Genomic DNA, 14,845 nt, shown 5'->3' with positions numbered 1-14,845 from the left:
TAGCAACGCATGCAATCAAACGGTGAATGGCTATGTCTGTACAAGGCACCATACTCGTCCTCGACGGTGTTTCGACCAATCGCATAATGCTCAAGGTTCAGTTGACGGCCGCCTGGTACCATGTCGTGCAGGGAGAGAAACTGGCCGGGCTTGGTGCATTGCTGCGGCGGACACGGCCTGATCTGGTTCTTACAGCGCAAACTCTGCCCGACGGAAGCGCTGCGGATGTTAAGAAAGTGATGGCGGCAGATCCTGCTCTGATCGATGTGCCGATTGTTGCGATTGCACCGCAAAACGACAAAGCAGCGCGTTTGAAGGCACTGTCTGACGGGCTGGATGATGTGCTTGGCTATCCGTTCAAGGATACACTTCTATTGGCCCGCGTGCGCAGCTTGTTACGTACGCGCGCCGAACGGCAGGAATTAAACATCGAAGGTTCGGCCCAAACCATTGGCTTTGGCGAGGCGCCACAGGTGCTGATCGCCCCGCCATCGATGGCAGAGATCGCGATCCTGACGCAAACAGTTCGAACCAGCGCGTTGTGGAGTAATGCTCTGACCCATCAAACCCGGCATCGTGTGACCGGCCATACTATGCCTGATCTCAAAGGCATCCTGTCCGGAACGATCCCGGACGCGATTATTGTTGAGCTTGCACCGAATAGCTCGGGGCGGAACCTACTGGCAGATCTTCGGTCGCGCGGTGCGACACGAAATACGGTGCTGATCGGTGTGTTGCCGGATGATAATCCCGCACTTGCGGCCGAGGCGCTGGACCGAGGCGCTGATGCGGTCTGCATGGGCGGGTTTCAGACAGATGAGATATGCTTGCGGCTTGAAACTCTGATCGCCCGCAAGACCCGAGACGACAGATTGCGAGCGACATTGCGCAGGGATTTGGCCGAATCCCTGATCGATCCGCTGACCGGACTGTTCAATCGCCGCTATGCGATGCGCGCGCTGGACCAGATCGCGCTTCAGGCCCCAGAAACGGAACACGGATTCGCTGTGATGCTGGCCGATCTGGACCACTTCAAGGCAATCAATGACCGTTACGGTCACGCTGCGGGGGATTTAGTTCTGACCGAAACCGCGAAAAGGCTGCGAGTCGTGATAGGAAAAACCGGTTTTGTCGCACGTATCGGCGGCGAAGAGTTCATGATCGGGCTACCGAATACCTCAACCGACCAAGCGCTGAAGCAAGCGAAACAGATTTGTGAAACAATTTGCGAAAAACCTTTTCAGCTGCCGGATCGTCCGGCCCCAGTACCCGTAACGATCAGCGTGGGGGTGAAATTATGTACCCCGCCCGAACTCTCTCATCCAGGCGAAACAGACCCGGTTGGTCGATTGATCAGCTCGGCGGACAAAGCACTTTATGCCGCCAAAAAAGCGGGCCGCAACCAGGTACAGATTCGGCAAAGCGCAGCGTGACTAGTCAGTCCCGTTTTTTGTGTTTACGCGGGCCGCGTTTAACCACGTCCTCCAGCCGGTCCGCGTAAGCGGCACGTTGGTCATCATTCATGGCCGAGATCTGGGCCAGCCATTGCTGATGAAGCGCAGTCTGCAGATCAGCAGTTGCCTTCGACTGCTGTGCCAAAAGACTCGCAACCGCTGCGGGATCGAAAGGCACGGCCCTCAGCACTTGACTGAGAGCAGTAAAATCCTGCTTGCGACGATGTGATCCTTTTCCGCGCAGGTCCGACAACTCACCCCTCAGAGCCTTTCGATCCGACTTTGGCAGCGCATAATACAGCGCCGGGCCAAATCCCGGAGGCGCATCGGCATGAGCGCTTCCTTTAAAGCGCAATGCCGCACCCAAAATGACTCCGACAATCAGCAGATTCAAAGCAAGAGAGACAACCAGCAATATCGGCATCCATTTGCGTTTGGGTGCGGGATGATCGCTCATTCTGCGTCCTCCAGATAGTTTTCGTCTAAATTCAGATCGGCCATCAGATAGGTCGTCTCTTGTGAGATGAAATAATCAACAGGGTCCGGCAAGAAGGCCGGAGCGGAGAACCCGATCCAGACGCCAGCTGCGCTTGCGGCCACAAGACCGCTCAACCCTTGCCACCCCCCGATAACGCCTATCTTTTGCCGCCATGTCCGCCGCTGCGGTCTTGCAGTCCGGGCCAGACGTATGGCTTCGGCATCCGTTTCGATGCGAACCGCAAGATCGTCAGGAAACGTATCCCGCGCCGCACGCGCCCGTGCAAACAGATGGTCGAGTTCGTTATCTTGATCAGCCATGTTCGTACCCCAGTTCATCCCGACGCCCCGCCAGTATCGCGGTCAGAGATCGTTTGCCACGCGCGGTCAGGCTTTCAACCGCCTCGACCGAAATATCCATGATCCCCGCGATTTCGGGATTGGACAATTCTTCGATGTGCCGCAGAACCACAGCCTGCCGCTGCCGGTCCGGCAAATGCTCCAATGCAGCCTGCAACGCGTCCTTGCGGGCACTCTCCTGCATCTGGTCGACCACACTGGCAGTCTCATCTTCGGGTTCGGCCACATTGTCCAACGCTTGAGGCCGCTTTTTCCGGCGCAAGTCCACACATAGATTCAGTGTTACGCGATAGAGCCAGGTCGATAACTGCGCCTGCCCCGGCACCCAGTCAGGTGCCATCTTCCAAAGGCGCATCATCGCTTCTTGCGTCACGTCCTCTGCTTCTGCTGGGTTTCCCAGCATTCGCAAAGCCACGGAATAACTTCGCGGCCCCAACCGCCCGGTCAGCAGGCGGGCCGCCGTAGCATCGCCATCAGAAAACCGGCCCAGCAACTCTTCGTCGCTGGGCTCGGGCATGGCAGGTGTTCCGCCATGCTCGATGTCGGGATAAGAGGTCAGATCCTCCATCCCGTATCAGTTGTTGTCGGTGTCCGACTTCTGATGCCGCTTGTGTTTCCGGCCCATTTTATCTTTTGCATCCGCGTATTCCTGTTCTGAGATCGAACCGTTGCCGTCGGCATCGATGCGCTCGAACATCTTGGAGGCGCGGCGCGGTTTCGGCAATTCATCTTCGCTAAGGAAACCATCCGCATTTGCGTCGTGCTTTTCGAACATCTTGGTAACACGCTCGTTGGCCTTGGTCTGCGCCGCAGCCTGCATTTCTTCGACGCTCAGTTGGCCGTCGCCATCCGTATCGGCAGCGGTGAATTTCTGGTTGCGATGTGTCTCGATCTCGGCCTGAGTCACCTGCCCGTCCCCGTCGGCATCCAGTTCCTGAAATGTCGCACGCGGGCCCTTGGCCAAAGCGGAAGTGCCGGTCACAGTAACTGCAGCTACGACGATTGCCGAAATGAAGCTTTTGGTTTTCATTACATAGTTCCCTGAATTTGGCGGCCATTTGCCGCTGTTGATACCTATTCAAACGCGGCTTGGGCGGGTTTCCGTCGCTTCCGGCACAACTTTTTTTGGTTTATTTGAAACGCCAATAGAAAATGATACGCTAAGCAGCAGCGCCACAAAGCGACGCACCCCCCTTTTCCGTTGGGTCTGATCCTGCCTAAATGCCTTCAGGAAAGATGCGCGAGATACATATGATTGACCAAACTATTGACAGTTCGCTCGAAGAAGACCGCCCAACAAAACCCGCATTGATCCGAGGGTTCCGGTGCAAATGCCCGAATTGCGGTGAGGGTGCGCTGTTGCACAGCTATCTCAAGGTGAATCACACCTGTTCGGAATGCGGGCAGGAATTGTTCCATCATCGCGCTGATGACGGCCCGGCCTACCTGACGATCCTGCTGGTGGGGCACCTTCTGGCACCCGCCCTTCATGTCTCTTACGTGCAGTGGCGTCCCGATCCATGGACCATGGCGATTGCATTCTCGATCGGCTGCGTCGCGCTATCCCTGTTCCTTCTGCCCCGTCTCAAAGGGGCCGTTGTCGCCTATCAATGGGCGCGGCGGATGCACGGGTTTGGCAAGGCCGGATGACGACGGATAAAACCGCAATCCGGGATGCTGCTACCGTAATCGTATTGCGTGATCGGTTCAGAGACCCGTCGATCCTGATGGGCCAACGCGGCGCCAAGGCTGCGTTCATGCCGAACAAATTCGTATTCCCGGGCGGCGCGGTTGATGCTTCCGATGCAGGCATCCCGCTCAGTACGCCATTGCCCGATCTATGCACCGATCGCCTGTCACAACAATCAGCGCCAAACTTGCAGACCTCTCTGGCTGTCGCGGCGATCCGAGAGTTGTGGGAAGAAACCGGGCTTGTTCTGGGGCAACAAGGGGATTGGCAAGGCGCGATCCCGGCCGATTGGCAAAGCTTTGCGGCGATGGGCTACCTGCCGTCTGCAGAAGCACTGCAATTTGTCTTTCGCGCAGTCACACCGCCGGGGCGACCCCGCCGGTTCGACGCCAGGTTCTTTCTGGTCGATGCGGACGCGATTCAGGGGGATCTTGACGACTTCACGCATGCCTCGGACGAGCTATCGCATTTGCAATGGGTCAAGATCAGCCAAGCACGAGAGTTCGACCTGCCCTTCATCACCGAAGTTGTTCTGGCCGAAGTCGCTGCCCGTGCAGAGGACCCGAACCCGCCTGAAACCGTTCCCTTCTTTCTCAACAACGAAGAGGCCAGCCTTTTCCTGCAGCTTCGGGGCTATCCGATGCCCTATGCAGATTAACGCATTCGGCTAACAACCACTGTTACCTCGGGTTTCTTGCCGATCTCGGCCTGCGCGGTCTGACGTGCGATCCGGCGCAACCCTTCTTCCAGTTTGTCGTCATCACGCAGCGTCTTTGCGCCCGCACGCATCAGGAACTGGTTCAGGTCCTCTTCCAGCACCTCAATCAGCCCCGCGCGGGATGATCCCATTTCGGGCAGGCCCATCGTATCGCACCACGGCTCACCCAGCGGTTCGTCTTCTTCGTCCAATATCACCGTGATGGTGATATGGCCGTTCAGCGCCATGCGAATCCGGTCGCGCACCACGCCGTCCAAGGCGCCGATTTTGACTGTACCATCCAGATAGGTCCGGCCAGTCTCGATATAATCCGCCACTTTGGGCGCATTCCCAGTCAGATCCAGCATAGTGCCGTTAACAGCGAGAATCCCAGTACGTCCGCCCGTTTCGGCCAGTTTGGCATGCTCACGCAAGTGGCGGTGTTCGCCATGCATCGGGATGACCATCTGCGGATCGATCAGAGCGTGAACCTTCTCAAGATCAGGCCGGTTGGCGTGACCCGAGACGTGATACAGACCAGAGCTGTCATCGACTACATCCACTCCCTTCTCACTGAGCTGGTTCATGATGCGGATCACGCCACGTTCATTGCCGGGAATAGTCTTGGACGAGAACAGAAACAGATCGCCCTCTTTCGCTTCTAGTCCGCGATACTTACCGCGCGCCAGTTGGGCGCTGGCTGCGCGGCGTTCGCCTTGGCTGCCAGTCACAATCAACATCAGGTTCGCGCGTGGCACATCGACGGCCTCTTCGGCGCTGATAACCTTTGGAAAATCGGTCAGGATGCCGGTCTCGGTCGCCGCCTCGATCATACGCCGCATCGCACGACCCAGCAGTACGACCGAACGGCCGGCTTTCTGTCCCGCCTCTGCCAGCGTTTTCACGCGTGCCACGTTCGAGGCAAACGTGGTTGCGATGACCATGCCGCTGGCCTCTTGAACCAGACGGGTGATCTCGGGTCCGACTTCGGATTCCGAACGCCCGGGATGGCTTGAGAACACATTGGTACTGTCACAGACCAACGCTTTGACGCCGGGCTTTGCCACCTCGGCCCACAGATCGGGATCGAATGGTTCGCCCACGACCGGGTTGGAATCGAGCTTGAAATCCCCCGTATGCACCACGCGCCCGGAAGGCGAGTCGATAACGAGCCCTGCACTTTCAGGGATGGAATGCGAAACCGGCAGGAAACCAACGGTAAACGGGCCAGCCTTGATCTGTTCGGGCCATGGAGACGCAGTTTGCACCGCCTCGGTCGGGTGGCCGCGTTCTTCCATCTTGCGACGCGCGATATTGGCGGTAAAAGCGCGCGCGTAGACCGGCGCGCCCAAAGCCTCATAACAGTGGGCCACCGCCCCGACATGATCTTCGTGCGCGTGGGTGACAAAAACTGCTTCCAGCTGATCGGCACGCTCTTTAAGCCAGGTGATGTCTGCAAAGATCAGATCCACGCCGGGCGAGGTGTCCATGTCCGGGAAGGCAACGCCAAGATCCACAAGGATCAACCGCTCTTGCCCCGGCTTGCCGTAACCATAGACATAGGCATTCATGCCGATTTCGCCTGCACCGCCCAGCGGCAGATAGATCAGTCGTTCACTGCTCATGTTGAGCCATTTTCCTTGTTATAGCGATGTATCACGGTCAACCCGTGCATCGTCAGATCATCCTCGATAGCGTCAAAACCCACGTCAGCCTGATCAAACAGAGGCGCCAGGCCCCCGGTACCGACGACTTTCATCGCCATTCCGTATTCAGCTTTCACGCGCGAGATCAGCCCTTCAATCAGGCCGGAATATCCCCAATACACGCCGGACTGGATACAGCCAACCGTGTTTGTTCCAATCACTTTTTCGGGTCTCGTGATGTCGATATGCGGCAACGCCGCGGCACCTTGATGCAGTGCCTCAAGGCTCAGGTTCACGCCAGGGGCGATGATACCACCGACGTAGGCGCCGTCGGCTGCGACCACGTCGAAATTCGTGGCGGTCCCAAAGTCAACCACAACCACATTGCCGCCATGGCGGTCGAACGCCGCCGCCGCGTTGGCCAACCGGTCCGGACCGGGCACGGTGCCTTCGTCCACGCGCGGATTGACCGGCAGCAGGCAATCTGGCTTGCCAACAACAATCGGCCGGCATCCAAAAAAGCGATCAGCAAAGACCCGCAGGTTGAACACCACGCGTGGCACGGTTGAGGCGATGATCACATCCGAGATATCAGCTTCGATACCGTAGTGTTTCACCAAGGTTGAATACCAGGTGAAATAGGCATCCGCTGTGCGGGCATGGTGGGTTGAGGTGCGCAGAGTGCACAGGAACTTTTCGCCATCCCAGATCGAGAAAACGGTGTTGGTATTGCCGCAATCAATCGCCAGAAGCATCCCGCGCCCCTTTCAGAAGTACACATCCGCAGCCGGAATGCTGACCCGGCCCTTGGCGGTGTTTAGGACAAGGCTGCCACCCACGTCTACCGTTTCGAAGGTTCCAACCGTTTCGGACGTGGCTGTACGAGCGGTTATGACTTCGCCCAACCGCGCTGCTCGGGATAGCCAGGCGGTGCGGATCGGTTCGAACCCGTAGGTCATGAACTGGGTCTCATAATGCGCATAAGCTACCGCCAGTTCGGTCAGAAAATCCTCGGGGGTGGTGAGCGCGCCGGTTTCCGAGAGCAGAGAAACAGGTCGCACCGCTCCGGCTTCGACGCGATCAGTGCCCGGTGCCTCGGACAGGTTCACCCCAATACCTATCGCCAGATGTGACACCCCCCGGCCCTGCCCCGTGCTTTCTAGCAGGATACCCGCTAGTTTTCCGCCGTTGAGCAGCACGTCATTGGGCCATTTCAGTGCCAAACCTACTGCGCGCCCCGTTACCGCCACACAGGCATCATACAGGGCGAGCGCTGCGACAAAACTTCGAAGGGCCGCCTGTTCCGGATCACCCGGCGGGCGCATCAGCAAAGTCGCTGCCAGATTACCTTTTGGGTTGGCCCAAGCTCGCCCGCGCCGACCACGCGCGGCGGTCTGATGATGTGCCATGATCCAGACCGGACCGGTCGCTGTTGGCGCAAGCCGCACCGCCTCATTCAGAGTACTGTCGACTTCTTTCAGTATATGCAGGCCATATCCCTGCGGCCATTCGCTCATGTCAAAAAGGCCCGGTCGCGCGACCGAGCCTCGGTTGATCGAAACGCGGCAGTATCAGTTGACAAGCGTCGCCGCAGCAGCTGCAGCTGCCCCTTCCACACCGAACTGATAAAATACGCCAATCAACATCAGAGCCGCAGAGCCCATCAGCGCTGCCCACAAAACCGGGGTCGAGCGGATCTCGATCGGGTCTTCATTCTCCGCCCCGAAATACATGTAGAACACGATCCGCAGATAGTAGAACGCACCGATGACCGAGGCGATGGCCGAGACGATCACCAGCCCGAACAGGTCGGCATCGATACCCGCTTGCCAGACGCCGAACTTGGCGAAGAAGCCCAGCATCGGTGGCACGCCCGCCAGACTGAACATCAGGATCAGGACCGCCAGAGCTTTACCCGGATCGCGCTTCGAGAACTGACGTAGCGCATCAATATCAGTGACCGGTTTGCCATCACGCTCCATCATCAGGATGAATGCGAAGGTTCCGATATTCATCGTCACATAGATGGCCAGATACATTAGCATTGCCTTGATGCCCATCTCGGTCCCGGCGGCCAGTCCGATCAGAGCATATCCCATATGGGCAATCGACGAAAACGCCATCAGCCGCTTGATGTCCCGCTGCCCGATGGCCGCAACCGCGCCCAGCAGCATCGACAGGACCGAAAGCAGCACGATCACTTGCTGCCAATCCTTGATCACGCCTCCGAAGGCATCATGCATCAGGCGCGCGAACAGGGCCATCGCAGCCACTTTCGGAGCGGTAGCGAAGAACGCAGTAATCGGGGTCGGAGACCCTTCATACACATCCGGCGTCCACATATGGAACGGCACGGCCGAGACCTTAAACGCCAGACCCGAGATCATGAACACTAGGCCAAACAGGAGGCCAATCGAGACATCTCCATGATGCACCGTTTGGATGATGCCCGAGAACAGCGTGGTGCCGGTGAAGCCGTAAACCAGCGACGCACCATAGAGCAGCAAGCCAGAACTCAACGCGCCCAGCACGAAGTATTTCAGACCGGCTTCGGTGGATTTGGCACTGTCGCGCCGCAAGGCGGCCACGACGTAAAGCGACAGCGACTGCAGCTCAAGCCCCATATAAAGCGACATCAGATCGCCTGCGCTAACCATCATCATCATGCCGACAGCCGCAAGTGCGACCAGCAGAGGATATTCAAAGCGCAGCAGATCGCGGCGCGCCATATATTCCTGGCTCATCAGCAATACCGCAGCGGCAGACAGCAGAATCGCAACCTTTGCAAATCGGGCAAAGCCGTCATCCACAAACATGCCGTTGAAGGCCACGTTGGTACCTTCGCCATTCATCGCAATCCAGATTGCCAACACCGCCATCAGACCTGAAGTGGCCCAGACCAGTATGGGAGCCAGAGCATCCTTGGTGGTGTAGACAGCCCCGATCAGCGCCGCCATCGCATAAATTGCCAGAACAATTTCCGGCAGGATGATTGTCAGATCAGCCTGGATCATGTCTCCAAAGCCCCCTTAATGCGAAGCGGCTGTCTGGGTTGCGGCTTCAGCCGCGGCCAGAGCCGTGTCATAGTTCGAGATTAGCGCTGCGGTGGATTGCCCGATCACATCGGTCACCAGCGAGGGATAAACCCCAAGCAGAATGGTCATCACGATCAGCGGCGCGAAGATCAGCCGCTCGCGCGAACTCATGTCTGTGATGGCCTTGAGGCTTTCCTTGATCAGATCTCCAAAGACTACCCGGCGATAGAGCCACAGCGCATAGCCCGCTGAGAAGATCACACCGGTTGCAGCCACAGCCGTCACCCAGGTGTTGACCTGGAAAGCGCCCATCAGGGTCAGGAATTCCCCGATGAAGCCCGATGTACCAGGCAAGCCGACATTGGCCATGGTGAACAGCATGAAGACCAGAGCGTAAGCCGGCATCCGGATGACCAAACCGCCATACGCCTCGATATCGCGGGTGTGCATCCGGTCATAGATCACGCCAACACACAGGAAGAGCGCTGCGGAAATGAACCCATGACTGAGCATCTGGAAGATCGCGCCATCAATGCCCTGTTGGTTCGCTGCAAAGATACCCATGGTCACAAAGCCCATATGCGCGACCGAGGAATAGGCGATCAGCTTCTTCATATCCTCCTGCACCAGCGCGACCAGAGAGGTGTAGACAACAGCAATCGCCGACATCCACAGCACCACATCGGTCATCACCGCAGACCCCACCGGGAACATCGGCAGGCTGAAGCGCAGGAAGCCATAGCCGCCCATCTTCAACAGGATCGCCGCCAGCACGACCGAACCTGCCGTCGGCGCCTGAACGTGCGCATCCGGCAGCCAGGTATGCACCGGCCACATCGGCATCTTCACCGCGAACGACGCGAAGAAGGCCAGGAACATCAGCGTCTGCATGCCGCCGACGATATAGATGCCCAGTACGCTGAACCCTTCGGACGAGAACTGATGGCTCATCAGCGCCTCGATATCCGTGGTGCCCGCATCCGCATACATCGCAACCATCGCCACCAGCATCAGCACCGAGCCGAGGAAGGTGTATAGGAAAAACTTGAAGCTGGCATAGATGCGGTCCTTGCCACCCCAGATACCGATGATCAGGAACATCGGGATCAGGCCCGCCTCGAAGAACAGGTAAAACAGCACGAGATCCAGCGCCATGAACACGCCCAGCATCAGCGTTTCCAGCAGCAGGAATGCGATCATGTATTCCTTGACCCGGTCCGTGACCTGCCAGCTGGCCAGAATGGTCAGCGGCATGATGAAGGTGGTCAGCAGCACGAAAAGAACGCTGATACCATCGACACCCATCTTGTACTTCAGGCCCAGCAGCCACTCGCCCTCTTCCACCATCTGGAAGCCGGTGTTGGACGCATCAAAGCCGGTATAGATGCCGATTGAGACCAGAAAGGTCACGGTTGTGGCAACCAGCGCAACCCATTTGGCGTTGCGCTGCGCGGCTACGTCCTCGCCATGCAGAAACAGGGCCAGAATGCCTGCCGCGATGGCGGGGATGAAGGTGACAATAGATAGGATATTGTCCATTAGTTTGCGCCTCCGCCGATCGACATCCAGGTGACAAGAGCGGCGATGCCCAAAACCATCCAGAAGGCGTAAGTAAAGATGTAACCCGTCTGAGCTTTGCCTGCGAGGCGAGTAAAGAAGGGCACGACGCCCATCGAAATCCCGTTCAGGAAGCCATCAATCGTGTTGCCGTCACCGCGTTTCCACAGGAACCGACTCAGCGCAATGGTAGGTTTGACAAAGATCGCGTCGTAGATCTCGTCAAAGTACCACTTATTCTTGAGAAACAGGTACAGCGGCCGCTGGTTCGCCGCCAGACGAGCGGGCAGCGACGTGTTCACGATGTAGAACCAATAGGCGACGACAAAACCCAGCAGCATGGCAACAAAAGGCGATACTTTGACCCATTTCGGAGCCTCATGCGCATCGTTCAGGACATTGTTGTCAGGTGCCATATACAGCGCGCCTTCGCCCGGCTCACCGCCAAAGCTGGCATGCTTTTTGTCCGCCTTGTAGCCACCCTCGCCTTTATCAGCCTTCGCGTCGCCTTGGGCGTCATCTGCCTTGGCCTCACCATGAGATGCGTCTGCGGCAACTTCGCCATGACCGCCAGTCTCTTCCGCCAGCGGAATACCGTAGAACTTGGCCACTTTATCGGTGTAGCCGAAGAACTGGTTGTACCACAGCATCCCCGAGAACACCGCGCCCAGCGACAGCACGCCCAGTGGGACCAGCATGACCATTGGACTTTCATGTGCGTGCTCATGCGTATGCTTGTCGCCACGCGGCTCGCCATAGAAGGTCAGGAATATCAGACGCCAGCTGTAGAATGAGGTGAACACCGCTGCGATTACCAACATCCAGAAGGCATAACCTGTGCCACCTACAAAGGCGCTTTCGATTATGGCATCCTTCGACAGGAACCCGGCGAAGCCAAACGTGGTCAGCGGGATGCCCACACCGGTAATGGCCAGCGTGCCGATCATCATCGCCCAGAACGTATAGGGGATTTTCTTCCGCAGACCGCCGTACTCGGTCATCTCTTGCTCATGATGCATCGCATGGATCACTGAACCGGCACCAAGGAACAGCAGCGCCTTGAAGAATGCGTGCGTCAGCAGATGGAACATCGCGGCTGAGTACATGCCAACGCCGGCGGCGACAAACATGTAACCCAATTGCGAACAGGTCGAATACGCAATGACCCGCTTGATATCGGTCTGCACCAAGCCCACGGTTGCTGCGAAAAACGCAGTCGAAGCGCCAAGGAAGGCTATGAACCCGGTGGCCCCCGGTGCGAACTCCATCAGCGGCGACATACGGCAGACCAGGAACACACCTGCGGTAACCATGGTCGCAGCGTGGATCAGCGCGGACACAGGGGTCGGACCTTCCATCGCATCCGGCAGCCAGGTGTGTAGTATCAACTGCGCCGATTTACCCATCGCGCCAATGAACAGCAGAACACAGATCACCTCGATCGCAGTCCACTCACCCCAGAGGAAGCTCAGTTTTTCCTCCGCCAATGCCGGGGCCGACGCGAATATGTCTGAGAAATTGATGCTGTCGGTCAGGAAGAACAGCGCGAAGATCCCCAGCGCAAAGCCGAAATCGCCCACTCGGTTCACGATGAACGCTTTCATCGCCGCTGCATTGGCGCTGGGCTTGCGATAATAAAACCCGATCAGCAGGTACGAGGCGACACCCACGCCTTCCCAGCCAAAGAACATCTGAACCAGATTGTCCGCCGTCACCAGCATCAGCATGGCGAAGGTGAAGAACGACAGATAGGCAAAGAAACGCGGCTTATAGCTTTCGCCTTCACGCCATTGCGGGTCGTGATCCATGTAGCCGAACGAATACAAGTGAACCAGCGCCGAAACGGTCGTCACCACGATCAGCATGATCGCCGTCAGACGGTCCAGACGAATGGCCCAGCTTGTCGACAGCGAACCACTTTCGATCCAGCGCATGATCTCGATCTGCTGGGTGTGGCCATCAAATGAAAGGAAGACGATCCAGCTGAGCAGGCAGGCCAGAAACAGCAGGCCCGTGGCAGTCCACATGGCGGCTTTCTCACCAATGAAGCGCCAGCCAAAACCGCAGATCAACGCACCCACGAGCGGGGCAAAGAGGATGGTGGTTTCCATATTCTCTTACCCCTTCATCATATTGACGTCTTCAACCGCGATGGTGCCACGGTTGCGGAAGAAGCAGACCAGAATGGCAAGACCAATCGCCGCCTCAGCCGCCGCAACTGTCAACACGAACAGCGTAAAGACCTGCCCGACCAGATCGCCGAGGAAACTAGAGAACGCCACGAGGTTGATATTCACCGCCAGCAGCATCAACTCGATGCTCATCAGCAGGATGATGACGTTCTTGCGGTTCAGGAAGAGACCGAAGATGCCGATGACGAATAGCGTCGCCGCGACCGTAAGATAGTGTTCAAGTCCGATCATCGTCTCAAAGTCCCTGCCCCGGTTTCACGTCCTTCAACTCCATCGCTTTGGCCGGGTCGCGCATCATCTGGCCGATGATGTCCTGACGCTTGATGTCCTGACGGTGGCGCAGTGTCAGCACAATGGCACCGATCATGGCCACCAGCAGGATCAGGCCCGCCAGTTGGAACAGAAGGAAGTATTGATCGTATAGAATGACGCCTAGCGCCTCAGTGTTGTGGCGGTCGCTCGGTACCGGCTGCGCCAGATTGGCGGCGGCACCCTGCGCGCTGTCCCATGCTCCGATGGCCATGACGAACTGCATCAGGATCACCAATCCGATCAACAGCGCTAGCGGCATGTAGCGCGCCATCTCGGCCTTCAGCTCGGCAAAGTCCACATCCAGCATCATCACCACGAAGAGGAACAGAACCGCAACCGCGCCGACATAAACGATAATCAGCAGCATCGCCACGAACTCAGCCCCCAGCAGCACGAACAGGCCCGCCGAGGACAGAAAGGACAGGATCAGCCACAGCACCGAATGCACCGGCTGGCGGCTGATCACCGTGAACAGCCCGCCGGTGATGGCGCTGATGGCAAACAGATAGAAGGCAAAGACGGTCATTGATCCTCATCCTCGTTGTCGCCCATGACCTCTTGCGCCAGATCCAGCGCGCGGGTCATGGCCGGGATGCCGGCAAAGACCGACATCTGACCGATCGTTTCCACGATCTCTTGTTTCTTGGCGCCAGCCTCAAGCGCATGGCGCACGGTCTGACGCACCGCCGAGTCCGCCTGAGCGCCCTGACAGGTCAGCCCGGCCAGCGTCAGCAGAAGGCGAGTTTTGGCGTCCAGCCCGTCCTTGTTGACGGTATTGCCGAACATCATCTCCATGACCTCTTTGGGCATGGTTGGCCACAGCGCCTCGAACCCTTTGGGCGAGAAATTCTCCATCGCCGGGTTCATCGCCTTTGCCATGTCCTGAGCTTGCTTCATCATCAGCTCGAACGGATTTGTCGGACTGTCACTCATCTGTACGGCGCGTCCATTTCCAGATTGCGAGCGATTTCGGCTTCCCAGCGTTCGCCGTTATCCAGCAGTTTCTGCTTGTCGTAGAACAACTCTTCCCGGGTTTCGGTGGCGAATTCGAAATTCGGGCCCTCGACGATGGCATCAACCGGACATGCCTCCTGGCAGAAACCGCAATAGATGCATTTGGTCATGTCGATGTCATAGCGCGTGGTGCGGCGGCTTCCGTCTTCGCGCGGCTCGGCATCGATGGTGATGGCTTGTGCAGGACAGATCGCTTCGCACAGTTTGCAGGCGATGCAGCGTTCCTCACCGTTCGGATAACGGCGCAGGGCATGTTCGCCCCGGAACCGCGGGGACAAGGGCCCCTTTTCATGCGGGTAGTTCACGGTGGCTTTTGGGGCGAAGAAATACTTCAAGCCCAATTTCATTCCGACCCAGAAGTCCTGCAGCAGGAAATACTTGGCGGCGCGGGTGTAGTCGATTTGAGTCATA

At 57.8% G+C, this 14,845-nt stretch carries 17 protein-coding genes; 3 read left to right on the top strand and 14 right to left on the bottom strand.

Features of this window, described 5'->3' with window-relative positions; translation table 11 throughout:
- Positions 1-26: 26 nt before the first annotated feature.
- Positions 27-1,433: a diguanylate cyclase gene (locus ACRZ96_RS19160; protein WP_480705419.1), complete on the top strand. Its 1,407-nt coding sequence runs from the start codon at positions 27-29 to the stop codon at positions 1,431-1,433.
- Positions 1,434-1,437: 4 nt separating this feature from the next.
- Here the strand turns inward: ACRZ96_RS19160 and ACRZ96_RS19155 are convergent, their stop codons facing one another.
- From ACRZ96_RS19155 to ACRZ96_RS19140, 4 genes are read right to left on the bottom strand one after another with little or no spacing between them, the layout of a single operon-like run.
- The gene (locus ACRZ96_RS19155; protein WP_170397015.1) at positions 1,438-1,911 is read right to left on the bottom strand and encodes a periplasmic heavy metal sensor; all 474 of its coding nucleotides are present in this window, start codon (positions 1,909-1,911) and stop codon (positions 1,438-1,440) included.
- Positions 1,908-2,252, bottom strand: a complete 345-nt coding sequence (locus ACRZ96_RS19150) for a hypothetical protein (RefSeq protein WP_170397018.1) — start codon at positions 2,250-2,252, stop codon at positions 1,908-1,910. The genes ACRZ96_RS19155 and ACRZ96_RS19150 overlap by 4 nt, the downstream gene beginning before the upstream one ends.
- The gene (locus tag ACRZ96_RS19145; RefSeq protein WP_170403958.1) at positions 2,245-2,859 is read right to left on the bottom strand and encodes an RNA polymerase sigma factor; all 615 of its coding nucleotides are present in this window, start codon (positions 2,857-2,859) and stop codon (positions 2,245-2,247) included. Before ACRZ96_RS19145 ends, ACRZ96_RS19150 begins: the two co-directional genes overlap by 8 nt.
- A gap of 6 nt (positions 2,860-2,865) precedes the next feature.
- Positions 2,866-3,321, bottom strand: coding sequence for an EF-hand domain-containing protein (locus ACRZ96_RS19140; protein WP_170403961.1), 456 nt, complete (start codon positions 3,319-3,321; stop codon positions 2,866-2,868).
- 221 nt (positions 3,322-3,542) lie between these two features.
- Here ACRZ96_RS19140 and ACRZ96_RS19135 point away from each other — a divergent pair, with 221 nt between their 5' ends.
- Together ACRZ96_RS19135 and ACRZ96_RS19130 are read left to right on the top strand one after the other, a co-directional pair.
- Positions 3,543-3,941 carry a DUF983 domain-containing protein gene (locus tag ACRZ96_RS19135; RefSeq protein ID WP_480705424.1) on the top strand — a complete coding sequence of 133 codons (399 nt, stop codon included), beginning with the start codon at positions 3,543-3,545 and terminating at the stop codon, positions 3,939-3,941.
- A complete protein-coding gene (locus tag ACRZ96_RS19130) occupies positions 3,938-4,639 on the top strand; it encodes an NUDIX hydrolase (protein ID WP_480705426.1) in 702 nt (233 codons plus the stop codon). The genes ACRZ96_RS19135 and ACRZ96_RS19130 overlap by 4 nt, the downstream gene beginning before the upstream one ends.
- On the opposite strand, the gene ACRZ96_RS19125 is transcribed toward ACRZ96_RS19130, so the two are convergent.
- The 10 genes from ACRZ96_RS19125 to nuoI are packed head-to-tail and all read right to left on the bottom strand — an operon-like array spanning position 4,636 to position 14,844.
- Positions 4,636-6,303: a ribonuclease J gene (locus ACRZ96_RS19125; RefSeq protein WP_480705428.1), complete on the bottom strand. Its 1,668-nt coding sequence runs from the start codon at positions 6,301-6,303 to the stop codon at positions 4,636-4,638. The two genes, ACRZ96_RS19130 and ACRZ96_RS19125, sit on opposite strands and share 4 nt — an antisense overlap.
- Positions 6,300-7,079 (bottom strand): type III pantothenate kinase, encoded by a 780-nt coding sequence (locus tag ACRZ96_RS19120; RefSeq protein ID WP_170397028.1) that lies wholly within the window; start codon positions 7,077-7,079, stop codon positions 6,300-6,302. The genes ACRZ96_RS19125 and ACRZ96_RS19120 overlap by 4 nt, the downstream gene beginning before the upstream one ends.
- A 12-nt stretch (positions 7,080-7,091) precedes the next feature.
- Positions 7,092-7,841, bottom strand: a complete 750-nt coding sequence (locus tag ACRZ96_RS19115) for a biotin--[acetyl-CoA-carboxylase] ligase (RefSeq protein ID WP_170397030.1) — start codon at positions 7,839-7,841, stop codon at positions 7,092-7,094.
- A 54-nt stretch (positions 7,842-7,895) separates the two neighbouring features.
- Complete coding sequence (nuoN, locus tag ACRZ96_RS19110) at positions 7,896-9,338, bottom strand: NADH-quinone oxidoreductase subunit NuoN (RefSeq protein ID WP_480705430.1); 1,443 nt, start codon at positions 9,336-9,338, stop codon at positions 7,896-7,898.
- Between the two features lie 15 nt (positions 9,339-9,353).
- Positions 9,354-10,898: an NADH-quinone oxidoreductase subunit M gene (locus ACRZ96_RS19105; RefSeq protein ID WP_480814937.1), complete on the bottom strand. Its 1,545-nt coding sequence runs from the start codon at positions 10,896-10,898 to the stop codon at positions 9,354-9,356.
- Positions 10,898-13,027, bottom strand: a complete 2,130-nt coding sequence (nuoL, locus tag ACRZ96_RS19100) for an NADH-quinone oxidoreductase subunit L (protein WP_480814936.1) — start codon at positions 13,025-13,027, stop codon at positions 10,898-10,900. The genes ACRZ96_RS19105 and nuoL overlap by 1 nt, the downstream gene beginning before the upstream one ends.
- A gap of 6 nt (positions 13,028-13,033) precedes the next feature.
- Positions 13,034-13,339, bottom strand: coding sequence for an NADH-quinone oxidoreductase subunit NuoK (gene nuoK / locus ACRZ96_RS19095; RefSeq protein WP_005984024.1), 306 nt, complete (start codon positions 13,337-13,339; stop codon positions 13,034-13,036).
- 4 nt (positions 13,340-13,343) lie between these two features.
- Positions 13,344-13,946 (bottom strand): NADH-quinone oxidoreductase subunit J, encoded by a 603-nt coding sequence (locus ACRZ96_RS19090; RefSeq protein ID WP_170397038.1) that lies wholly within the window; start codon positions 13,944-13,946, stop codon positions 13,344-13,346.
- Positions 13,943-14,353 carry a carboxymuconolactone decarboxylase family protein gene (locus tag ACRZ96_RS19085; protein ID WP_010442761.1) on the bottom strand — a complete coding sequence of 137 codons (411 nt, stop codon included), beginning with the start codon at positions 14,351-14,353 and terminating at the stop codon, positions 13,943-13,945. The genes ACRZ96_RS19090 and ACRZ96_RS19085 overlap by 4 nt, the downstream gene beginning before the upstream one ends.
- Positions 14,350-14,844: an NADH-quinone oxidoreductase subunit NuoI gene (gene nuoI, locus ACRZ96_RS19080; RefSeq protein WP_170397042.1), complete on the bottom strand. Its 495-nt coding sequence runs from the start codon at positions 14,842-14,844 to the stop codon at positions 14,350-14,352. Before nuoI ends, ACRZ96_RS19085 begins: the two co-directional genes overlap by 4 nt.
- Position 14,845: the final 1 nt, after the last annotated feature.

The sequence above is a fragment of the Ruegeria sp. CF1 genome (assembly GCF_056537445.1).
This window is presented reverse-complemented; position numbering and strand designations above follow the sequence as displayed.